This is a genomic window from Mycoplasmopsis iners ATCC 19705 (assembly GCF_000701805.1).
In the GTDB taxonomy this organism is placed as follows: domain Bacteria; phylum Bacillota_I; class Bacilli_A; order Mycoplasmatales; family Metamycoplasmataceae; genus Mycoplasmopsis; species Mycoplasmopsis iners.
Window position 1 is genome coordinate 69,281 of the sequence record NZ_JNJW01000001.1, and the last position, 24,259, is coordinate 93,539.

Here is a 24,259-nt window from a genome sequence, read left to right on the forward strand (position 1 = left end):
TTAGTATCCTAAAGTAGCTAAAATAATAGCTTTAATTGTGTGCATACGGTTTCCAGCTTGTTGAATTGATTTGTTGTATTTTGATTGGAATACTTCGTCAGTAACTTCCATTGCACCAGTAGCAACAACTGGGTATTTTGCACCAAGTGTTTCTTTGATTTCTTTTGAGAAAATTGTGTGATCGTCATGGAATGCTGGTAAGCAGTGAAGGAAGATAACATCATCTTTAGCTGCTTTAATCATGTCCATGTCAACTTGGAATGCGCCTAATTCTTGAATACGTGATTCGAATAACTCGAATGGTTCACCTAATGATACTCAAACGTCTGTGTAAATAGCATCTGCATCTTTAGCAGCTTCTAATTTGTTGTCTGAGAATGAAACTGAACCACCATTACGTTCAAAGATTTTTTGTGTTGCTTCATAAACAGCTTTGTGTTCTGGACCATTTTGAACAATGTCTCATTGTGCTTTTGGACCACAAAGAACGATGTGCATACCGAAGAATGCAGCACCAATCATTAATGAACGAGCAACGTTGTTTTTAATGTCACCGGCAAAAACAATTTTCTTGCCTTTTAAGTCACCTTTGAATTCTTTAACAGTCATGTAGTCAGCAAACATTTGTGTTGGGTGTTCTGCATCGGTTAAACCGTTTCAAACTGGAACACCTGAGTATTTAACTAAAGCGTCAACATCTGATTGTTTGAAACCACGGAATTCAATACCGTCATACATTTGACCTAAAACAGCCGCTGTATCTTCGATTGATTCTTTTTTACCAAAGTTTGAACCAGCTGGTCCGATGTAAGTACATGAAGCACCTAAATCAGCTGCAGCCACTTCAAAAGCACAACGTGTTCTAGTTGAGTCTTTTTGGAACAAAATAACAATGTTCTTTCCAACTAATGGACGGTTGTTAACATGTAAACCTTGTTGTTTTGATCTTTTAAGATCCATAGCTAAATCTAAAACATAGTTAACTTCTTCTGTTGTGAAGTTTAATGCTGAATCTAAACTACGGCCTAATAAATTAATTGGCATATTTCTCCTTTTTTATCTTATAAATTTGCAATTTAACAAAAAGTTAAATAAATGTCTTTTGTCTTTATAAGTGAATAGAGATTAAATTATTATTAATTGAAATTATTTAACATCTTCTCTTACTAATGGCATTGACATACATCTAGCTGAACCCATACCTAATGATAATTGGTTACCTTCGAATGAAAGAACTGTAACACCAGCAGCTCTTAAAGCAGCTTCTGTTTTAACATTTCTTGAATAACCAACAACAACGCCTGGAGCTATTGTTAAGTAGTTTGTACCATCAAAGTGTGTTTCGATATCGATATCTAATTGTGTAGCGTCTTTACCTGCAATAGGGATAAGAATTGGTTTTTCGCCAATGATGCTTTCTAATACTTCAGCTAATGGTTTGTTTGTTTCAACCATTTCGATTGGTTTAGATAAATCGATTTCTCAAACTTTTAATACTGATAACATGTTTGGTGAGTATAAGAATTTGTTCTTATCTACCATTGTCAATCATGTATCTAAGTGCATTAAGTTTGGCATTGGTGGCACATTAATTGCAACGATTTTCTTGAATTGAGCTTCTTTGTTGTCTTGAATGTGTTTTGCAATTGTGATAATTGCTTCTTTGTTAGTTCTTTCACTAACACCAATTACTAATGTATCTTTGTTGTAGATGAATACGTCTCCACCTTCGATGCTTCCGTTGTCTAAACGGTCAAATCAGTGAGGTGTTTTCTTGTATTCTGGGTGAATGCTAAAAATGAATTCAGCAAAAATTGTTTCTCTTTTTCTAACAACGTATTTCATGTTGTTTAATGAAATACCATTACCTGCTGATGCAAATGGATCACGGGTAAAGTATAAGTTAGGCATTGGGTCAACAATTAATTCTACTTCTGATTCTACATTTAATTCTTGTTTGCTTACACCAGCCATCATGGTTCTTACCATTTTAACTGGTTCACCTTGCATTGATAAAATGTAGTTTTTAACTTTTGCTCTCATGTCTTTTGAAAGCACAGGAGTAGCTTCATCTAAATATTTTTCAATGAATGCTTCTTTTTCTGCTTCTGAAGCATAATGTTTATATGTTTCAGCAACAAGATCTGATAATTGAATGGTTTTAATTCCACGATCTTGTAATATTTTTAAGAAACTTTTGTGCTCTTGAATAGCAGCACTTGGTTCCAAAATAGCTGAGAATAATAATTCATCAAGACGACTTGGGGCAATACGCCTAATTTCGTCTCCTGGGGTGTGAACTAAAACTTCTTTTAGCACACCAATTTCACTATAAACGTTGATTTTACTCACGAATTTCTCCTTGTAAGAATAAGATTTTTTTGAAATAGGTCAATCCAATAAGTGATTAACCTGCTTATATTATATAAGGTTTTTTATTATATATTTATGCTTTAATATTAAATATAGTGCCTTTAATTAGCAAAAAAGTTAATTTTTCTATTAAAAAAATAAGTAAAAAGCATTTTTTGCATTTTTAATTAACATAAATTTTTACATTAAATTAAATTAAAAAGTGCTTTTTTACTATAAAAATAACAATAAATTAGGATTTTTGTTAAATTTCTTAGCTTTTGTCAAACTTCTAGTCTTTTGTTTGTTAAAATAAGCCTATTAATCAAAAAGTTGTTTTTAATAGCTTTTTTATAACAAAAAATAGCTTTTTGTATTTTTAGGAGGAATAATGCATCAAAAATACGATTTGATAATCATTGGTTGAGGCAAAGGTGGTAAAACTATTGCAGCTCAATTACCAAATAACTATAAAATAGCAATAATTGAAAAAGATCCTTTAATGTTTGGCGGTACATGTATTAACGTTGGTTGTTTACCAAGTAAAGCTTTTGTTTACCAAGCTAAAATCTTTAATAAAACATACAAAAATCAAAATATTAAATGAAAAGTTAACCAAAAAGCTTATGAAAAAGCGTTGAACCATAAGCAAAATTTTGTTAAATTTTTAAATCAAGCAAATTACAATGTTTTAGCCAATAAAGAAAATGTAGATATTTATATTGGGCAAGCACAATTTAGCGGAAATAATTCTGTTAGAGTTAATAATCAAGAATTGATTGCTAATAAAATAATTATTAATACAGGTTCAAAAATTCGTAAATTAACATTAAATGAAGATCAAGATCAAAGAAATATTATCTATAGTGAACAAGCATTGAATTTAGCAAAATTACCAAAAAGATTATTGATTATTGGTGCTGGTTTTATTGGTTTAGAATTTGCTTCTTATTTTGCTAATTTTGGTACTAAAGTTACAATTTTGCAACATGATAATAATTGATTAATTAATGAAGATGAAGAAGATAAAAAACAAATTTTAGAAGCCTTAAACAGACAAGGTATTGAAATAAAATTTTCTGCGCAACTAAAACAATTAATTAAACATAAAACAAAAACCAAAGTTAACTATATGGTTGAAAACGACATTTTTACAGATGTTTATGACAAAATATTAGTTTCAATTGGTAGAATACCAAATACCGATAATTTAAACTTAGATAAAGTGAATGTAGAAACTAATGCTAAACAAGAAATAATAGTTAATGATTTTTTACAAACAACAAAAGAAAATATTTTTGCACTTGGTGATGTAAAAGGTGGACCATTTTTCACATATATTTCATTAGATGATTCGAGAATTATCTTGCCACAGTTATTAAACCAAAATAGTAATTATTCACTAAAAGATAGATACTTAATTCCTCAAACAACGTTTATTTCTCCAGAATTCGCTAGAGTTGGTTTAAATGAAAAACAAGCCAGAGAACAAAATATTGAATATGTTGTCAAAAACATTCTAGCTAACAAAATTCCCAAATCACATGTTATTGGTGAATTAAACGGCTTTTTTAAAGTACTTTTAGACAAAAACGATCAAATCATTGGAGCTTCAATTTTGCTAGAAGAAGCTAGTGAAATAATTAATCTTTTAGCTTTAGCTATTAAACAAAAAATTAAATTTAGCGAATTAAAAAACTTTATTTACACACACCCAACGTTTACTGAAACATTGAATATTCTTTAATATAATTTATTTATTAGAACTTTTAGGTGGTTATTAATGAATAATGAATATGTAAATTACTATTTTAAAGTTGTTGAACAACTTCTAAAAAAATATAATCAAATACCAACTGCTTACAAAGATTTAAAAATTTCTAATATTGTTGGCAAAAATTACAAAGTTAATGGTAATTGAAAATATCACCGTCACCACATTGAAGAAATTTTTCTCTCTGGCGCTTTTTTACAGAGTGATAAGGAACATTATGCTCAAGGCTTGTCATTAGTCGTTTCAATTGAAGAACACAGTTTTTTACATTATTTAATTGTAAATGCTGGCTTAACGGAGCCAAATGATGGCATGTTAATGTCTATTTCATTGACACAATGAGATACATGAGCAAAAGAGTTTTGCAAAATCTATAATATTCCTTATGATCCGTGTTGAACTAAAAAATTAACTCACTATGGTAAAATGACTTTTTAATTAAAGTAATAAATTCACCGATAAGTCAGTTTCATAGTCTAATTGGTAAATTTAAGAATCGCCTACTAGGCGATTTTTTTGCACAAAAAAATATCCACTTAAGGATATTTAATTATTTTTGTTTTAATAATTCAGCTAAATAGACGCCAGTTCATGAGTTAGGATTAGCAACTATTTGTTCAGGAGTTCCTGTAGCAATAATTTTTCCACCATTAATTCCGCCTTCTGGCCCTAAATCAATAATATAATCAGCTGTTTTAATTACATCTAAATTATGTTCAATAACTAAAACAGTATCGCCACTATCAACGATTCTATTCAAAACTTCTAATAAGTTTGCTACATCATATGAGTGTAAACCAGTTGTTGGTTCGTCCAAAACAAACAATGTTTTTCCAGTTGCTTTCTTTTGCAAGTAAGTAGCTAATTTAACTCTTTGCGCCTCACCACCAGATAAAGTTGTTGAAGATTGACCTAATTTAATATAACCTAAACCAACATCATGTAAGGTTTGAAGTTTAGCTACAATATTAGCTCTAGCTTGGAAAAACTCAATTGCTTCATCAACTGTCATATTTAAGACATCTGAAATATTGCGATTATGATATTTAATTTCTAATGTTTCACGATTGTATCTTGCGCCATCACATTCATCGCAAGTAATATAAACATCTGGTAAAAAGTGCATTTCTATTTTAATTGAACCATCGCCTTGGCATTTTTCACATCTTCCACCTGGTACATTAAATGAAAATCTTGATTTTTGATATGCTCTAACTCTTGATTCTTCAGTTGAAGCAAAAATGTCGCGAATATCATCAAAAACACTTGTATAAGTAGCCGGATTTGACCTTGGAGTTCTACCAATTGGACTTTGTGAAACAGGAATAACCTTATCAATTAAATGAGTATTTTTAAAAGTTTTAAATTTACCAACTTTAACATTTGTAGCACTTTTAGATAAATATTTGGTTAGTCCATTGACCAAAATATCATTAATTAAGGTACTTTTACCACTTCCACTTAATCCAGTCACAGCAATAAATTTACCTAATGGAATTTTTACATCAACATTTTTTAAGTTATTTTCAGCAGCTCCATGAATTTCTAATACTTTGCCATTGCCACTGCGACGACTTTTTGGTACTTCAATTTTTCTTTCGCCACTTAAATATTGACCAGTAATAGATGCCTTATTATTAATAATATCTTGAACACTGCCTTGAGCAACTACTTCGCCTCCATGGATTCCGGCTTTTGGGCCTATATCGACAATATAATCTGCAGCTTTAATAGTATCTTCATCATGTTCAACAACAATTAAAGTATTACCTATATTAACCATATTTTTTAAAGTAGCAATCAAACGATCATTATCTCTTTGGTGCAAACCAATTGAAGGTTCGTCTAAAACATATAAAACACCAGTTAAATTTGAACCAATTTGAGTAGCTAATTTGATTCTTTGGCTTTCGCCTCCAGATAAAGTTTCAGCATTTCTAGATAAAGTTAAATAATTCAAACCAACATTTTCTAAAAATGACAAACGATTAACTAATTCACTAGTAATTAAGGCAGAAATGGTTTTTTCTTCATCAGTCAAATTAAGTTTTTCTAAATTAATTAAAGCATCATGAACGCTCATTTGAGCAAAATCATTAATATTAAAATTATTAATTTTGACCGCTAAAGCATATTCATTTAAACGTGAGCCATGACAAACTTTACATTGAAAAGTTCCCATGTAACGTTTCAACCATTCACGGATTTTTTCGCTTGTTGTATCCATATATTGGCGTTCAATTTTGTTTAAAATTCCTTCAATATATTTATTTCTTCTTACGCGATTGCCGCTACTTGAAACTAAAACATAGTCAATTTCTTCTTTAGAACCATATTTAATTATTTCAATTTGTTCATCGCTTAAATCTTCTATTGGAGTGTTTAAATCAATATTGTAATATTTACACAAAATTTCAAATTCTTGTCATTCTAAATTTTGTGTTCCTACAGTATTTTCAAAAATTTTGATAGCACCTTGATTAATTGTTCTTCATTTGTCAGGTACTAAAGCATCATAATCAGCTTTTAAATCAACACCTAGTCCTTTACATGAATTACACATTCCAAAAGGCGAGTTAAATGAAAATAGTCTAGTTTCAATATTTGGCATTTCAAAATCTTTATATAAACATGAATGTAATTTTGAAAAAGTTTTTGAAAAACCATCTGTTGTTTCAACTTTAATCAAACCTTTACTATATTCAATACCAACATTAATTGCTTCAGCAATCCGATTGTGATTTTCTTCATTTAAAACTAGTCTATCAACCACAATATCAATTGTATGTTTGATATTTTTTTCTAAATCGATTTGCTCATCTAAACTTCTAATTTCGCCATCAACTTTGATTCTTAAAAAGCCTTCTTTTCTTAATTTTTCAATTAATTTAGCAAATGTGCCTTTTTCTCCATCAACAATTGGAGCTAAAATATAAAGTTTTGAACCTTCAGGTAATTTAAAAATCGAATTGATGATGTCTTTATTAGTTTGCGTGGTAATCGGAATGTTGTGAGTTGGACAATATGGAATCCCGATTCTGGCAAAAAGCAATCTAAAATAATCGTAAATTTCAGTTACTGTGCCAACAGTTGAACGTGGATTGTTATGAGTAGTTTTTTGTTCAATTGAAATTGAAGGGCTTAAACCTTCAATCGAATCAACATCAGGCTTACTTGTCCCACCTAAAAACATTCTGGCATAACTGCCTAAACTATCAACATAACGCCTACGTCCTTCTTCATAAATTGTATTAAAAGCCAAAGACGATTTACCAGAGCCACTTAAGCCGGTAAAGACAATTAATTTGTTCTTAGGGATGCTTAAAGAAACATTTTTTAAATTATTTTCTCTAGCACCTTTAATAATTATTTCTTCTTTTGCTGCCATATTATTTTCCGTTTCTTCTTATTTTGTTTAATTTGCTTCTAATTCTAAAATTGTGTCACGAAGTTCAATTGCTCTTTCATAATCAAGCTCTTTTGATGCTTGATTCATTTGTTTTCTTAATTCTGCAATTAATTCTTGTTTGCTTAATTTGGTTTTATTTTTCTTCTCATCTGTATTTAAGAATGTTTGAACATCATTAATTAAGTCATTATTGTCACGAATAGGTTCTGGAATGGGTTTTTGGATTGTTTGGGGAATAATATTGTGTTTTAGATTGTATTCAATTTGTAATTTACGCTTGAATTCGTTATCTTCAATAGTTTCGCGCATACTTTGAGTTATTTTATCTGCGTACATAATTACTCTACCATTGGCATTACGCGCTGCACGACCAACTATCTGAATTAAACTATTTGTTGATCTTAAAAAACCTTCTTTATCCGCATCTAACACAATGATTAAACTAACTTCTGGCAAGTCAATTCCTTCTCTTAATAAGTTAATTCCAATAACCGTGTCATAAGTACCGACTCTTAATTTTCTTAAAATGGTATTACGCTCAAAAGTTTTATGTTCCGAGTGAATATATGCAATTTTTTCGCCTTTTTCCAAGAAATAGCGAGTCAATTCTTCTGCTAATCTTTTGGTTGTTGCTAAAACAAGGGTTCTTTCTTTTTTAGCTTTTTGTTTTTGTAACTCGTCATAAATGTCTTCAACTTGACCTTTTGTACTTCTAACTTCAATTAAAGGATCTAATAAACCTGTTGGACGAATGTATAAAGGCGTAATAACTCCATAGGTCTTATCAAGTTCATATTCAGCGGGAGTAGCTGAAATATAAATTGTTTGAAAATCAAAAGCACTTTCAAACTCTTCAAGTTGTAAGGGACGATTATCAAGAGCAGAAGGCAAACGGAATCCATATTCAACCAAAGTTTCTTTTCTAGCTCGATCACCACGGTACATAGCAGCTAATTGTGGCATCATCATGTGTGATTCATCAATAATTAAAATCGGATTTTTGCCTTTAAAATAGTCTAATAAGGTATAAGGCCTTTGCCCTGGCATTCTTCTGTCCATGTATAATGAATAATTTTCAATCCCTGAACAAACACCGAATTGATCTAAAGAATCTAAATCTTTTTCAGTTCTTTCTTTAATTCTTTGTGCTTCTAATAATTTGTTATTTTTTTCAAAAAAATCCACTCGGTCATCTAATTCGAATTTTATTCTTTCACAAGCTTCTTCAATAATATCTCTTGAGACTGTATATGCTTTAGCAGGGAAAATTATTCTACGATTTACTTTTTCGACAACATTTCTTGATAAAGGATCAACCAAAGCAATATTGTCAATTTCATCACCAAAAAATTCAATTCTGATAATGTAGCTATCATCATCTGGCGGTCTAACAAAAACAGTATCGCCTTTTGAGCTAAATGAAGCTAATGGTAAATCTAACTCATTTCTTTGGTATTGCATAATAACTAATCGTCTTAAAAATTCTTCCCGCTTAATTTGCATACCAACTTCAATATCTCAAAAGTTCTCTTGATATCATTCAGGGTTTAAAGCGCCATAAATTGCTGAAACCGAAGCCACAATAATTGTGTCGTTACGTGTTAAAACTGAGTTAATTGCTGATAATCTCATTGCATCTAATTCAGCATTAGTTTGTGATACTTTTTCACTATATGAATCACTTGCCACATGATAATATTCAGGTCTATAATAATCAAAATATGAAACAAAATATTCAACTCTGTTATTTGGAAAAAAGCCTTTTAATTCTGTATAAAGTTGCGAAGCTAAAGTTTTATTATGTGACAAAACTAAAATAGGACGATCGAATTCTTTAATTACATTAGCAATAGTAAAAGTTTTACCTGAGCCAGTTATCCCTTTTAAAACTTGAGCTTTAACTCCATTTTTAATATTGTCAACTAACTCTTTAATTGCTTGTGGTTGATCACCCGCTGGTTGATATTTAGAAACTAAATTGAATTGATGTTTTTTCATGTGTATTATTATATATTAGTATTAATTTTGGTTATATTATATTAATTTGCAAATTAATTTTAATTTCAATTAACTTAGACCGTAGCTGTTTGAAAGATTTGTCTTGATTGTTCAATCACTGATTAATGAAACTAACATAAGATCAAATTTAAAAAAATCAAGTAAAACAATTGAACCATGATTTTCATGTTCCAAAATTTTGCTAAATTGTGAAATTGCTAAAACAAAAACAAAATCATCGAACAATTTAGCATTAGCCACTTTTTTAACAAAACATGCTAAAGTTTTTTCAACATTTATATTCTCCTTTAATGTGAATTGATTGAAACGACCAAAAAGACTGTTTCATAGGCTTTTTAATCAATTAACAAACAGCGAAATACATAAAAATTTGCTGTTTTTTACTTATTTTTGTTGTCAATGTTGGTTTTCAAGATGTTTAAAAATGCTTCTTGTGGCACTTCGACAGTGCCTAACATTTTCATTCTCTTTTTACTTTTTTTGTTTCTTTAATAATTTTTGTCTTCTAGTTACATCACCTCCATAAAGTTTAGCAGTAACGTCTTTACGATAAGCTTTGATTGTTTCTCTAAAAATAACTTTTTTTACCCTAAATTTCCTAGTTTAAAGCTCATTTTTATAATTTTTAACCTTTTCTACTTGATTATATATATATATAATTAAAGAAAAGAAAGTAATAAAAATAAGGGGTATAAAATGAAAAAGTTTTTTTGTTTATCAAGTTTAATTGTTAGCTTATCTTTACCTCTTGTTGCTGCTAATTGCAACAAGACTACAGGCAATCAAACTAAACCAACAAATCCGGTAGAAAATATAATTTATGAAAAAAATTTAATTTTTGAACCATTTTTTGATGACTTAAAAGATTCAGCAACTAATGAATTTCCTTCAATCTTTGTTTCAAGAAATGCTGCTCAATATTTTATTTCAAGTTTTATTCAACTTGTTGGACAACTTGAATTATCAAAAAATGATCAATCAATAACAAATAAGAACATGTTTTTGATTGATCACAATGTTTGACAATATGAAAATCGTGAGCTTGATGCCACTAATCAAAGATTTAATTTGAATTATTTATTAAATTCATATGGCGATAAACATTTGAAGCAAAATGGAAAATTAGAAGTTTTTGAAAACACTAAGTATTTGGATCCTTCTTCTGATACAAATTATCTTGTTTTCCCTAGAACAGTAAGTGAAATTGAAAATTACTTGAAAGAATATTTAGACTCAGGAGTTTCTAAGTTTGATTTCTACATCCCTGATATTTCTTTAATTGGAATGGATAAAACCGTTCGTGACTGAATTATTAAAAGAGCTAATAAAATAGTTATTTTAAGTGATGGTAATGCTCAACCTTATAAATTTATTCGTGATAAATATTTGACTTGAGTTGAAAAACAAAAAACTTTCTATAGTAAAGAAGAATTAATCGCCAAATGAATAGAGTTTCAAAATTCAAATAATGAAAATCTTACACTAGACTGGAGATATTTTTTAACTCTAACTGACAAATTTAAAATTTACAATTTAGATTCGTCATATATTGATGCCCTTAATCAAGATTTGGAAAATAAAGGATTTGGGTGAGCTAAATTGAATATTAATCAATATCCTTTAACTCCAACCGCTTTTTATTCATATTTCCCTGAAATTGGTGAAAAGTTTATTGAACAATTTAATAAAGTTAATAATTTAGAAAACAAAACATTTTTAGACTTTATTGTAAAAGGTCAAAATAATTACGATCCAAATAAGAAAAACCTTATATTTATGGGGTCTTCATTATTTAGACACAACGAAAAAGATGGTCGTTGAAGATTAAGTTACCAACAATATGCTCTAGATGAAATTCGTTCATTTTTCAATAAGGTGCATGAATTGTACCCAAGAAGTGAATACAATTATTTCTTTAAATTACATCCAGTTTATAACATCGAACAATCAGTTGAATATATCAATATGATATTAGGAGAAAATAGCGATGATTATGCACTAATTTTAAATTCTCAAATTGCTTGAGAAAACATGCTGGCAGTTGATTTTACTAATTTAAGAAATAATAAATCAATTCTTTTTGATAGCAATAAACATTCCAAAACAGAGTTATATGGACTTCAAGCTACCACAACAACTATTTTATCTACAATGACTTTTTTAAAAACTGAATTAAAATGAAATGATGACAAAATTAAAAGTTTTGTAGATATTCAAAATTTCCCACTTTCAAATAAATTTAATATTATTACTAGGGATATTGAATATAAAGATGATGACAAAGGTTTTGAAGCCAACAAAGAAAAAATGAATGATGTTTATAAATACTTTATTAATTCTGGTTCATTCCCAAATCAAAATGAATGAATTGATATGAGAGCATTTTTAAAAAGAACTAAATAATTAAATGTTAAAAATATAAAACGAATACCTCTATAAAATAGAAGTATTCGTTTTTTATACTAAATTTCTAACTTGGAAACTCGGGTTTTATAATCATAATAACTTGAAAAAAGTTCAAGTCATTCATGTTGTTTAAGCTGTCTCATATATTCTCCTATACAAAAAACACGAAATATGAATTGCCCATATTCCGTGTCCCAGTTTAATTTGCCGTTTTTTACTTATTTTTTGTTGTCAATGTTGGTTTTCAAGATGTTTAAAAATGCTTCTTGTGGCACTTCGACAGTACCTAACATTTTCATTCTCTTTTTACCTTCTTTTTGTTTCTTTAATAATTTTTGACGTCTAGTTACATCACCACCATAAAGTTTAGCAGTAACGTCTTTACGATAAGCTTTGATTGTTTCTCTAGCAATAACTTTATTGCCAATTACTGCTTGAACGGGCACCTCAAAGTTTTGTCTTGGAATTTCAGCTTTCAATCTTTCGCATAAATCTCTAGCTCTTGGATAAGCCAAATCTCTTTGTGTAATAATTGAAAAAGCATCAATTTTATCTTTATTCAATAGAATATCAACTTTTACCAAATCGCTTTCTTTATAGCCTATTACGTCATATTCAAATGATGCATAACCTTTTGATAAACTTTTAAGACGGTCAAAGAAATCAATTACTATTTCTGCTAAAGGCATTTCATAAATTAATTTAGCACGGTTGTCATCAATGTATTCTAAATCTTTGTAAATACCACGTTTGTTTTGGCAAAGCTCCATAATATTGCCAATGTATGTTGAAGGTAAAATTACCGTTGCTAAAATATATGGTTCTTCAATATATTTGATGAAAGTACGATCAGGCAATAAAGATGGGTTTGAAATCATTTCTACTTCACCATTAGTCATATGAACCTTGTATTCAACAGAAGGTGATGTAGCAATAATGCCAATTTTGTATTCTCTATTAAGCCTTTCTTGCAAGATCTCCATATGAAGCATACCTAAAAAACCTACACGAAAACCAAAACCCAAAGCCTTTGAAGTTTCTTGTTCTCAAGTTATTGAGCTATCACTTAAAGCAATTTTTTCTAAACTTTCTTTAAGTTCCATGTAATCTCTGGTATCAACTGGATAAAAACCTGTAAAAACAACTGGTTGTTTTTTCTTATAGCCTGGTAAAGGTTCTAAAGCCGGATTATCAATTGTGGTGATTGTATCACCCACATGAACTTCTCTAGCATCACGAATTGTTGCGGCAACTCAACCAACTTCTCCAGCTTCTAAAAAGGCTTTTTTAGTTTCTTTAGGATTTCTAACCCCTAATTCAGCTACATGGTATTCTTGATTATTTGACATAAATTTGAATTTTTCACCAGTGTGCAATTTACCTTGAAAAATTCTCACAAGCATAATTACGCCACGATATTCATCGAAGTATGAATCAAAAATTAAAGCTCTTAATGGTGCATTGTCATCAGCATTCTTTGGCTGCGGAACATAATTTTCAATAGCTGTTAAAACTGCTTCGCAGTTAAAACCGGTTTTTGCAGAAATAGCAACTGCATTTTCTGTTGATAAACCAATAACTTCTTCAATTTCTTTCTTAGTTCTTTCAATATCAGCAGAAGGCAAATCAACTTTATTAATTATTGGAATAATTTCTAAATTATTTTCTAAAGCTAAATAAACATTAGCTAAAGTTTGGGCTTCAATACCTTGTGTAGCATCAACAAGTAATAGTGCCCCTTCCGAAGCTGCTAATGAGCGAGAAACTTCATAGGTAAAATCAACGTGTCCAGGAGTGTCAATCAAGTGAAAAATATAATCTTTATATTTAATTTGTACTGCATTTAACTTGATTGTGATTCCTCTTTCTCTTTCTAAATCCATCTGATCGAGAAATTGATCATCCATATCATGTTGGCTAACTGTGTTAGTTAATTCTAAAATTCTGTCAGCTAAAGTGCTTTTGCCATGATCGATGTGGGCAATGATTGAAAAATTGCGAATTTTTGATTTGTCCATATTATCACCATTAATTTATATTTATTATTATAATTACTAATAATAATACAATAAAAGTAAAAAATGCTTTAAAGGAAGATTATGAAAATAGAAATAACCACTGGTCATACTAATAAAAGTTTTAAAGATAATGACTTATTTATACAAGAAAAAGTAAAAACTGGTTTTAATCATAATTTAAATTATGAGTTGCTTAAACAGTTCGATTTTGTGCCACAATTAATTAAAAATTCTAATACCGAATTAATCTGAAAATTTATTGAAGGTCAAGTACCAAAACCAAACTCTCAAAACTTAAAACAAATCGCTTTAAACCTTAAAGAACTTCATAATTCAAAATTAAATTTTCCTAAATCAAACCATCAAGCAAGAGTTGAAAAATATTTAGAAATTCTTAAGCAAAAAAACATTAATTTAGCAATTGTTGAAAACTTAAAACCTTTTGTTTTTGAACTTTTAAAAAACAATCAAAATAAATGACCATTGCATAATGATCTTTGATTAAACAACATGATTTTAGATTCAAAAGATAAGCTATGAATAATTGATTGAGAATATTCAACAATGGGAGATGTTAATTTCGAATTAGCCTATTTTATAGAGGCTTCCGCTTTAGATGACGTTCATACACAGTATTTTTTAACTATTTATCAAGACTATGATTATTTAAAAGTTTTAAAAAATAGAATCTTTGTAAATTACTTAGTTATACTTTGAGTTAATGCGCAAGATGTTTTACATTTTCCATACGAACCATTTATTGAAAAAATAAATTCTTTATTAGAAATTTTGAAAGAGTATGAAAACAGATAGTATTTGTCTGTTTTTTCTTTATTTTTCTAATTAGGCTATGAAATAGACTTTTTGGAAAAATTATTTTATAAAAACACCCATTAAATTTAACAAAATTAATATTGTCTTTATATCATAATTTTATTTATACTAGCAAGTGAGAAACATAAAAAAAATGGACAAACCATTTATTAGTTTGTGCCATTTAAAGTTTTTAATTTTCTATAAACCTTTTAATCTTTTTAACATTTCATTGTCAAAAACTTTAACAAATTCAGTAATTAAATCCAATGTTGCTTGAATGTCTCTAAGTGATGCAACGCCAATTGGTGAGTGTAAGTATCTTTGCGGAATTGATAAAGTAATAGTAGGAACTCCACCTTGGCCATATTGCAATTCACATCCATCTGTACCGCCACCTTCAGCAATATATTTATAAACAGGAATGTCGTGTTTTTTAGCTAATTCAACTAAGATTTCAACTAATTTTGGATCGGTTAAAACTTGCGAATCTTGCATTAATAAAGCAACACCATCACCTAATTTTGGAGTACCTTTTGGTGCTCCTGTTGTATCGTGCGAAGCACCTGTGTCGATTGCAAATGCTACATCAGGATTGATAATTGAAACAGAAGTTTTAGCACCCCTTGTTCCAACTTCTTCTTGTACTGTACCAACAATGTATGTTTCATTTGGTAAATCTAAATCTTTAACAGTATTTGCCAAAAAGTCAATAACCGTAACTCCAGCACGATTATCCATTGCTTTACCAGCAATTAAATCATTTGGCATGTCAATAGCTTCGCCTGACATATAAACTCTATCACCAATTTCAATACCAAATTTTATTGCTTCATCTTTATTTTTGAAACCACAATCTACATACAATTCTTTAGTTGTTGGCACTTTAGAAACATTTTCTCTGCCCATAATATGAATTGATGTATGTCCAAAAATTCCATAAATAGCTTGTTGATCACTGTTTTTAACAACTTTAGCTTTTGTTCCAATAACAGCGGCTGGTCAAATTCCGCCAACTACAGATAATAATAAATTACCATTGTCTTCAATTGATCTAACTAAATAACCCACTTCATCCATGTGAGCTGCAATCATGATTTTAGGTGTATTTGGTTTGCTTTTTGTTTTAATAATTAATGAACCAAAACCATCTCTGTAGTGCTCTAAATTAGGGCTTTGTGTGTTTTGTTTTAAGGCTTGCGCAACTGGTTCTTCATAACGACTAATCGCTTCAATTGCCATGTATTCTTTTAATCTTGTGGCTAATTTTGTATATTTTGACATTATGCCTCCTTATTTTTTATTTTAATGTCTATAGTATATTTAATTATAAATAAAAGCACGATTTCAATCGTGCTTTTTATGTAATTAAATTAAGCCTAATTCTTTAAGAGCTAAATATGCTCCGTCTTTTTCAACTGGCAATGCATGCATTTTAGTAATTTCTTTAATATATGGTTCATGTTCGCCTAAACCGACACTAAAAGCAGCATTTTTTAACATTTCAAAATCATTAGTGCTATCGCCAAAAGTGATTAAGTTCTTTTTAGCATCTAAGTTTAAATGTTTAGCTAATCAAGTTAAAGCATTAAATTTAGTTACACCAACCGGAGTAACAAAAACCCCTTTGTTTCATTTTGAACTTACTTCAAGTGGTAAATTATTTTCTTGAATAACTTTGGTTATATATGCTTCTAATCTATTAGTCGCTTCTTGGTTGTATGAACCTAAAGTAATGATATGAATGTGTTTTGGATCAATTTTAGCAAAATCCATTGGCACCAATTTAGCTTGATGTGGAGTTAAAAATCATGTATTTTTATTAATTCCTGGTGAATGATAACATCAATTTAAATCAGTTACTGTAAAGCTTTCTAAGTCAGCAAATTTTTTACTTGGATCATAATTAGCGAAGCTGTCTTTGCCAAATAAAGCTTCATATAAAATTGCCATATGTTCTAATTTAACAGCGTTTTCGTAAATTATTTCTGCTTTTTGAATATCGTAAACAAACATACCGTTGGCGCCTATAAAATAGTTAGCTTCCGGAATTTGGGTTAATAAGTTTCCGATAGTAATAAATTCTCTGGCAGTTGAAATAATTGAATATATTCCATTTTTTTGCAAATCTTTAAACATTTGTTTAATGCCATCACTGAAAGTTGGATTACCAAATGGCAAAATGGTTCCATCAACATCGAAAGCAGCCATTTTAATATTGGTTTTTAGGTCTTTTTTGAGTTCTTCGTTCATAAATTATCCTTTAATAATCGATTAATTTATTACCGAAAAGTTTTTGAACTTTAATTTCACCATGAGCATATTTAACTATACCTAAAATCTCATTAGGCAACTGCTCATCAATAATAAATAAATCAATTGGGTTGTTAAATTGTAATTTTTTGATTAAATTAAGCCCTTTTTTCAATCTAGAAATTTCGCGCTTTTTTAAAGGTAAAAAATCTAATTTCAAAGCGGGTGCACTATTAATTTTAACAAATTCATTATTATTTAATAATGAAATATCAAAATTAGAAATCATGGTTCTTTGCAAAGCAATTAAGTGGCCGAAAGTATTTAAATAAATTGCCAAATCATTTGCTAACGAACGAATAAATGCGCCATTTGAAACTGTTAAAGCAATTTGTAATTGTTGTTTGTCTTCGTCAAAAGCTAGAACTTTTACTTGGCTTACTTCAATGTTTTGGGGCTTTAATTCAACAGATTTATTTTCACGAGCCAATTGATAACTTCTTGTACCATTAATCTTTTTAGCACTATAAATAGGCGGAATTTGGCTTTTTTGTGCTAATAGTCAACTTTCAACTAACGATACATCTTTGTTAGTAATTTTTTTGTTTGATTGATTAATAATTTCACCCATTAAATCATATGTGTCTGTTTGCAAGCCAAATTGAATAGTTGCAATATATGATTTAGTTTTATTTTCAATATATGAAATTAACTTGGTGTCTTCGTCAGTGGCTAAAAGTAATAAACCTGTTGCAAATGGATCTAATGTGCCAGTGTGCCCGATTTTTTTGATATTTTGTTTTTTGGCAAAATCATTAATTGCTTTAAATGAACTTATTCCAGCTGGCTTATTGAGTAAAAAAAACATAATTCTCCTTTGTCTAATTAGACTATAAAAAAGCTATTTTAAGCAATTAAGCAAAAATAGCTGTGGTGTAATTTTCGCCATAGACTTCAATTAATCTTTCTTTATATGAAGTCTTTTGATATTGATATTTCGTTTTGTTGCGACCATCAATTAAATTAAATGGATAAATCATTCCAGTTGTACCTCACATTGGTACCTCTTGACTAAATGGCGCTATTAACATAGTATGATTAGTTTCTCATTTATTTTCATCATTAAGATAAACAATTGCATCACTTTTTAATGAACCGAACAAAACTCCAATTGGCAAACCATCTTGATTAATAACTAATGATCCGCTAGCACCACCATGAATTTTGGTTCTTTGGGAACTTTGATATGCCATTCCATAATAATATGGTAGATCTTCACCATTAAACTGATTGCCATGATCAGCAACAGCAGCGTTATGTAACTCATTCATTAATAATCAATATTGTTTATGACTAATTCAATCAGAGCGATCTAATGTATTAAAATCTTGATCCATAACATTATAGAATGTACCAACAACTGTGTTAGTTGATGTTTTTATTAAAGGATGACCATAAGCATAAATGGCATGGGGTTTATAATAGTAATTATAAATTTCGTTTTCGCCATATTCATAGTACTTTGTGATAAATTTGTCAACTTGCTCTGCTTTATTTCAAGTTGTAATTTCATTAACTGATTTCTCATTCAAACCAATTATATTGTTGCGTAATTCTCAAACCGAAGAATAGTCTAATGAAGCATATGGTAATTTTTGGTCATTCATTGATAATTTATTAGTTTTAACTTTTTCAAGTGTTTTATCAATTTCGGCAATACCTGTTAAAAGTCTTTTAGCTATTGCTAGAGCATCGGGATTTCTCAAGTTTCATTCATTGAAATTCACATCTCATTCAATTACAGCAAAATCGGCATAATATGAACGATCATGCTTAGAATAAACTTCATCTTTCATAAAATTACGGGCTAAAAAGAAATTTCTTGGGAACTTGTTAACATCATTTATTCTATAAAAATTATATGATTTACCATTTGCGTCGGAAATATTGTTATTAATACCAAAAATTATTGATGTTATTTGATTTTCGCGATTAGGTTGTTTGTAGATTTCATAATCATTTGAGCTGTATAGTTCAACAGCAACGTGATGATTTGTTCCGAAAAAGAATTTATATTCTCTATCACTTATTTTTTTATAATCAAGCATTCAAATTGTGCCAGCTGTTGTTGTGTCATTATCGAAAACAGTTAAAAATGAAAATGTTCTATTTTTAATAGATTCTAAATATTGCAAATTGGTGTCATATTTGAAATATTCAGGTTCGCCATAATTGTAGCGATTAGCTTCCGGATGAACTTCATAATATTCAGCCGCTGTTCTTATTGAATTATCTCTTGGTTCATCAACGGTTTCATTATCAGGGTTATCAATCGATTCATCATTTGAACCATTATCAATTGAAGGATCGGGATTATTTGTTTCAGAAATTGGTTCATTAGGCTTTTCAGGAACTTCTGGGTGCTCTGGGGTTGAATCAATTGGCAAATTAATTTCTTTATTATTATCTTCAGGAATATTGCTTGTTTTATCATCAACTTCTTTATCGTCATTTTCAGAAGGTGTTTCTTTTTGAATAACAACTATTTTTATTGTTTTATTTGAGCTAAAATCAACAATTTTTTCTGCTTCATCACTTAAAGCAAAACCATTAGGAACCAATGTTGAAATATCATAATTTTCTAATTCAGTTTTCTTTAATCTTAATGGCAATTTAATAATTGTTTGATCTTGAGAATTAACAAAAATTAATTCAACATTTTCTTTTCTATCTTGCTTAACAATACATGAATAAGTCGCTAATGGAGCAACTGCCAGTGATGTTAAAGTGCCTAATTTAAATATTTTTTTTCAGTTCATTATTTACACCTGTTCTTATTTAAACTAATTTTATTATCTTCTAATTAATTTGATATTTATATTTAGATTAATTTTAGGTTTATTGATTTAAATAGCAAAAAATCTACCTCTCGGTAGATTTTACACATATGGTGCCCAAGACAGGACTTGAACCTGCACGGGTTGCCCCACTAGATCCTTAGTCTAGCGTGTCTGCCAGTTTCACCACTCGGGCAGTAAAAATATTTTAGCACAACACAACAAATAAACAAATATTTTTGTTTAATTTATCAGGCAAATGAAAGAATTATTGCAACTAGCATAGCTATTGAGCCAAGAGTAATTAATAAATAATAAAGAAAACGATTTGGTTTAGCAACTGTTTTATTAATTGTGTTTTCAAGCTTGCTTTTCTGTTTTTCTAAATCTTTAATGTAAATTCGATGAGCTAATTCAGGATTGTTTTTATTTTTTTCATCTTGAATTTTTACTTTTAAGCGATGTAATTTACGTTCATCTTTGGTTTTGAAAAACTCCTTACCAAAGCCAAAGCTAGAAATTAGTGCCAAAATCCCAAAAAGCAATAATGTTATTCCAAAAGCAATTAAAGGGTCAATTACCAAAGTTTTATTAGCCCCATTATTAATTGAGCCCTCTTTAATTGCTTTATTTTTTAAAATAAAAAAAGCAGTTAAGGAAATTAAAATGGCTATAAACAAGGCTAATATGGTGTAAATAATTTTACCTTTGGTTAATGAATCTTTAACTTTAATGCACATTTTTTTTATCATAGTCTTATTTTAGCAAAACGGCTTTAAAACAATAAAAAAATCCGCATTACGCGGATTAAAACTAAGAAAACAAATTATTTATTTTCATGTTCTTTTTTAACATTGGCTACTCATTTTTTTACTTGTTTGTTTGTACCATAAACAAAATGTTCTGCTTCAATTTCATGATTATATGGGATGTTAGGGAATTGTTGTTCTTCTAAGTAATCTAAATCAAATGAAACATTTTGGAATTTTTCATTGGCATTAGAAATTTTAGGAATTGCTTTAAATAAGTTAATTGTGTAAGGGTGATATGGTTGAGTGTAAATCTTTTCAGTTTTACCATGTTCAACAATTTTACCCAAGTGCATAATTTGAACATTATCAGCAATGTATTCAATCATCGAAAGATCATGAGCAATAAAGATTAAACCAATATTTTTCTTTAAGCAAAGATCTTTTAATAAGTTAACAACTTGAGCTTGAATTGAAATGTCAAGTGATGCGATAGGTTCATCAGCAACAATTACTCTTGGTTCGGTAATTAAAGCACGGGCTATAACAATCCGTTGTAATTGACCACCTGAGAATTCATGTGGATAACGATAAGCAAATTGTTTAAGCAATCCAACATCTTCTAATGCTTTATAAATGGTTATTTTATAAAGTAAGTTAGAAATTTTTAATTTGGCAAAAGGAATTGACAATGGATTATTAAAGAATGAATAAACATCATCTCATTTAGCTTTTTTATAGCCACCTTTGCCATCAACATGTTCTTTTAAGTTTTTCTCTACTCAAGCAAAATTAACACCTAAAAGAATGTAAATGTTATCAATATCTTTTTGTAAGTATTTTTTCTCAATGTGGAATGATTTTAAAGTGTCTTCACGAATTGCTAAGTCTGATTTATAAGAATTAGTAACTGTGTGAATTGTTTTATTGTCTTGGTTTGGATTATTTTTAATTTGTTCTTCAATAAATTTGAAGTATTCCGCTTTGATAGTGTCAAATCTTTTATTACAGAAAGTTTGCAAGTCAACTAATTCTTTATATCTTTTTTGTTGAGCTTTAATTTGGTCATCTAATTGTTTAATTTTTGTTTTAAATGACACTAAATATGCTCTACGATCATCAAGATATGAATTCTTAACATCTTGTAAATTTTGTTTTACTTGTTGTAATTCTTCTATGGTAATAGCAGGCTGTTCACTTGCTTTAATTTCATTGCTTAATTGAGCGATTTCTTGTTCTAATTCAACTTTTTTACTATTTAATTCGTCAAATTTATCTTGTGATAATTTAAGATAATTTTGATAATCAAAATTAAAGTTTTCTTTAACTGTTTGTTTAATTAATGCTTTAACATTTTTTTGATAATTAATCGACATTAATTGTGTCTCATAGAATCTTTTAATATATTTATCTAAATCGTTAATCAATTCACGAATTTGTTCATAGCTTAAATATTTAACTTGTTTTTTAATTAAGCTTAAAACATTAGCTCTTTTACTAAATAAAACTTCGTTTTTTAAATTGTATAAATAGTAGTTTAAATCACCAGCCATTAAACGTGAAATGTTAACTAAAGACTTTTCATTTTTCGATTCAATAACAAAATTATTAATAACATTTTGTGAACCGATAATGTGTTGTCTAATTTTCCTATTAAGCTGTTTTAAAGCTAATTTGGTGCTGTGTAATTCACGTTTTTTGTTCAAAATATTGAATGAATTTTTAGCTAATTTTTGACTTTCTTTATAGTTGGTTTCAGCTTGTTCTAAGTTCAATCAAATTTGCGGAATTTGTTTTTCACGGTATTGTTTTTGTTTTTCATAGTAGTATTCAAGCAATTTAGTAGTGTTTGAATACATATTATTAATAATTGAGCTTTCAACAATTTGTTTTTCATCTAAATAACTAAAGAAGGCATTGAAATTGTCATCAAAACCAAGTTCAGGATCGAATTTAAAGTTTTTAAGTTTTTGTTCTCAACTTGTAAATAGCGGATCAGCTAAACGATTAATTTCTCTAAGGTTAGTTAATTCCAATTCCATTGCTTTAATTTGGAAGTCGTATTTAAAGACTTCTTTAACTTTCATTCAATCAGCAAAAATATCTCTAATTCTATTTTTGATTATGCCATTTACTAAAAGTGGCTCTTTTAAAATTGAGAAAACGTTTTGTTGACTATTTAATGAAGCATGTGGATCTTGGAAGATCATTTGAATATTTTTATGTAAGAATTTCTTAAGCTTATTTGATATTTTTTTACCAGAAACAATTTCGCCGTCTAATCTAACGAAACCATTAAAATCATCATAAAGTCTAAGCAATGTTCTACCAACAGTAGTTTTACCTGAACCAGATTCTCCTATTAAACCAACGATTTCGCCTTCATGAACATCGAATGATACTCCATCAACAGCTTTGTTAATAAAACCTTGATTTACGAAATATTTTTTTAAGTTATCAATAGATAAAATTACTTTTTTGTCTTTATTCATCATATTCCTTAAATGCTTTCTTAAATAGTTTTAAACGTTTAATTAAATCGTCAGATAATGTTACTTTTGGTGCTTCTGGGTGTAATAATCAAGTAGCAGCACTATGTGTTTTGGTAATAGGGATTAATGGTGGTTCTTTAATAAAGTCGATTTCTAATGCGTAATCGTTTCTTGGTGCGAACGGGTCTCCTAATGGCAAGTTTGCCATGTCAGGCGGGGTTCCTTTAATGTTATAAAGTTTTTCATCTTTTGTTTCTGGAATGGCAGAAATTAAAGCTCAAGTATAAGGGTGGGCAGGTTGAGTGAAAATTTCTTTTTTAGTACCTCTTTCCACAATTTTACCTGCGTACATTACATAAATATAATCACAGAATTTAGCAATAACTGAAATGTTATGGCTAATTAAGATAATTGAAATATTAAATTGTTGACGAATACTTTCAAATAACGAAAGAACAGAAGCTTGAACAGTTGGGTCAAGTGCAGTAGTAGGTTCATCAGCAATAATTACATCTGGTTTTAAAGCAACAACCATAGTAATAACAACACGTTGCTTCATACCACCTGATAAAGTGTGTGGGTATGATTTAAAGATTTTTTCAGCAGTTCTTAAACCGAATTGTTTCAATAAGCCTATTAAATAGGCTTTTTTAGCAGTATATGTTTGACTTGCTCAATTTGGATTTGTGTTTAAAGCGTCTAACAACTGTTTACCAATTGTTCTAGTTGGGTTCAATGAAGTTAATGGATCTTGTGGTATATAACCAATTTTTTTACCACGAATAAATTGTCATGAACTTTGTCTTTTTAATTTAGTTAATTCTAAATCATCAATTTGAATTTGGTCAGCAGTAACAATTCCATTGTGATTAATATTGATTAAGGTTTTTGATGTAACTGATTTACCTGAACCAGATTCACCAACTAAACCAACGATTTGACCTTTATAAACATCAAGATCAATACCTCTAACAATGTGAATTGTTTTCTTTCAACCAGCTGGGAAAGAAACGTGTAAGTTTCTTACTTCTAAAATTTTGTCGTTAGCTAATGGAGCAGTTCTAATTGAGTTATAAACTTTGTTGGCACGATAGCCTATTTTTGATTTGCTTTCAATTTCTGTGATTTTTGTTTTTG

Annotated in this window: 17 protein-coding genes, 1 tRNA gene and 1 pseudogene; 4 read left to right on the top strand and 15 right to left on the bottom strand. The window is 29.2% G+C overall.

Annotated features, from left to right (window positions below):
- On the bottom strand, nt 1–1,044 hold the full coding sequence (gene argF, locus T395_RS0100265) for an ornithine carbamoyltransferase (protein ID WP_029512516.1): 1,044 nt from the start codon (nt 1,042–1,044) through the stop codon (nt 1–3).
- A 102-nt stretch (nt 1,045–1,146) separates the two neighbouring features.
- Nucleotides 1,147–2,352, bottom strand: a complete 1,206-nt coding sequence (locus tag T395_RS0100270) for an arginine deiminase family protein (RefSeq protein ID WP_029512517.1) — start codon at nt 2,350–2,352, stop codon at nt 1,147–1,149.
- Between the two features lie 391 nt (nt 2,353–2,743).
- Between T395_RS0100270 and T395_RS0100275 the strand changes: the two genes are divergently transcribed.
- Nucleotides 2,744–4,099, top strand: coding sequence for a dihydrolipoyl dehydrogenase family protein (locus T395_RS0100275; protein WP_029512518.1), 1,356 nt, complete (start codon nt 2,744–2,746; stop codon nt 4,097–4,099).
- 36 nt (nt 4,100–4,135) lie between these two features.
- Nucleotides 4,136–4,564, top strand: a complete 429-nt coding sequence (locus T395_RS0100280) for a hypothetical protein (RefSeq protein ID WP_051617743.1) — start codon at nt 4,136–4,138, stop codon at nt 4,562–4,564.
- Nucleotides 4,565–4,676: 112 nt separating this feature from the next.
- Here T395_RS0100280 and uvrA read toward each other — a convergent pair whose 3' ends face one another.
- The 4 genes and pseudogenes from uvrA to T395_RS03730 all read right to left on the bottom strand — a co-directional run.
- Nucleotides 4,677–7,514, bottom strand: coding sequence for an excinuclease ABC subunit UvrA (gene uvrA, locus T395_RS0100285; RefSeq protein WP_029512520.1), 2,838 nt, complete (start codon nt 7,512–7,514; stop codon nt 4,677–4,679).
- A gap of 27 nt (nt 7,515–7,541) precedes the next feature.
- A complete protein-coding gene (uvrB, locus tag T395_RS0100290) occupies nt 7,542–9,533 on the bottom strand; it encodes an excinuclease ABC subunit UvrB (RefSeq protein ID WP_029512521.1) in 1,992 nt (663 codons plus the stop codon).
- 69 nt (nt 9,534–9,602) lie between these two features.
- Complete coding sequence (locus tag T395_RS0100295) at nt 9,603–9,794, bottom strand: hypothetical protein (RefSeq protein ID WP_029512522.1); 192 nt, start codon at nt 9,792–9,794, stop codon at nt 9,603–9,605.
- A 140-nt stretch (nt 9,795–9,934) separates the two neighbouring features.
- Nucleotides 9,935–10,136: pseudogene (locus tag T395_RS03730) on the bottom strand (elongation factor 4); the annotation flags it as partial.
- Nucleotides 10,137–10,250: 114 nt separating this feature from the next.
- Here T395_RS03730 and T395_RS0100305 point away from each other — a divergent pair.
- Entirely contained in the window at nt 10,251–11,957 is a 1,707-nt protein-coding gene (locus T395_RS0100305) for a polysialyltransferase family glycosyltransferase (RefSeq protein ID WP_029512523.1), read from the top strand.
- A gap of 221 nt (nt 11,958–12,178) precedes the next feature.
- Here T395_RS0100305 and lepA read toward each other — a convergent pair whose 3' ends face one another.
- Nucleotides 12,179–13,978 (bottom strand): translation elongation factor 4, encoded by a 1,800-nt coding sequence (lepA, locus tag T395_RS0100315; protein WP_029512524.1) that lies wholly within the window; start codon nt 13,976–13,978, stop codon nt 12,179–12,181.
- An 81-nt stretch (nt 13,979–14,059) separates the two neighbouring features.
- Between lepA and T395_RS0100320 the strand changes: the two genes are divergently transcribed.
- Nucleotides 14,060–14,791 carry a phosphotransferase family protein gene (locus T395_RS0100320; RefSeq protein WP_029512525.1) on the top strand — a complete coding sequence of 244 codons (732 nt, stop codon included), beginning with the start codon at nt 14,060–14,062 and terminating at the stop codon, nt 14,789–14,791.
- A 201-nt stretch (nt 14,792–14,992) separates the two neighbouring features.
- Here the strand turns inward: T395_RS0100320 and T395_RS0100325 are convergent, their stop codons facing one another.
- From T395_RS0100325 to T395_RS0100360, 8 genes are all read right to left on the bottom strand, one after another.
- A complete protein-coding gene (locus T395_RS0100325; protein ID WP_029512526.1) occupies nt 14,993–16,075 on the bottom strand; it encodes a M42 family metallopeptidase in 1,083 nt (360 codons plus the stop codon).
- An 84-nt stretch (nt 16,076–16,159) separates the two neighbouring features.
- A complete protein-coding gene (locus tag T395_RS0100330; RefSeq protein ID WP_029512527.1) occupies nt 16,160–17,044 on the bottom strand; it encodes a YcsE-related riboflavin metabolism phosphatase in 885 nt (294 codons plus the stop codon).
- Between the two features lie 10 nt (nt 17,045–17,054).
- Nucleotides 17,055–17,912: a tRNA pseudouridine(55) synthase TruB gene (gene truB, locus T395_RS0100335; protein WP_029512528.1), complete on the bottom strand. Its 858-nt coding sequence runs from the start codon at nt 17,910–17,912 to the stop codon at nt 17,055–17,057.
- Between the two features lie 46 nt (nt 17,913–17,958).
- A complete protein-coding gene (locus tag T395_RS0100340; protein WP_029512529.1) occupies nt 17,959–19,863 on the bottom strand; it encodes an MIP family Ig-specific serine endopeptidase in 1,905 nt (634 codons plus the stop codon).
- Between the two features lie 129 nt (nt 19,864–19,992).
- Nucleotides 19,993–20,077, bottom strand: a tRNA-Leu gene (locus T395_RS0100345).
- Between the two features lie 52 nt (nt 20,078–20,129).
- The gene (locus T395_RS0100350; protein ID WP_156933057.1) at nt 20,130–20,633 is read right to left on the bottom strand and encodes a hypothetical protein; all 504 of its coding nucleotides are present in this window, start codon (nt 20,631–20,633) and stop codon (nt 20,130–20,132) included.
- Between the two features lie 74 nt (nt 20,634–20,707).
- Complete coding sequence (locus T395_RS0100355) at nt 20,708–23,125, bottom strand: ATP-binding cassette domain-containing protein (protein WP_029512531.1); 2,418 nt, start codon at nt 23,123–23,125, stop codon at nt 20,708–20,710.
- On the bottom strand, nt 23,115–24,221 hold the full coding sequence (locus tag T395_RS0100360) for an ABC transporter ATP-binding protein (protein WP_245599323.1): 1,107 nt from the start codon (nt 24,219–24,221) through the stop codon (nt 23,115–23,117). The genes T395_RS0100355 and T395_RS0100360 overlap by 11 nt, the downstream gene beginning before the upstream one ends.
- Between the last annotated feature and the right edge of the window lie 38 nt (nt 24,222–24,259).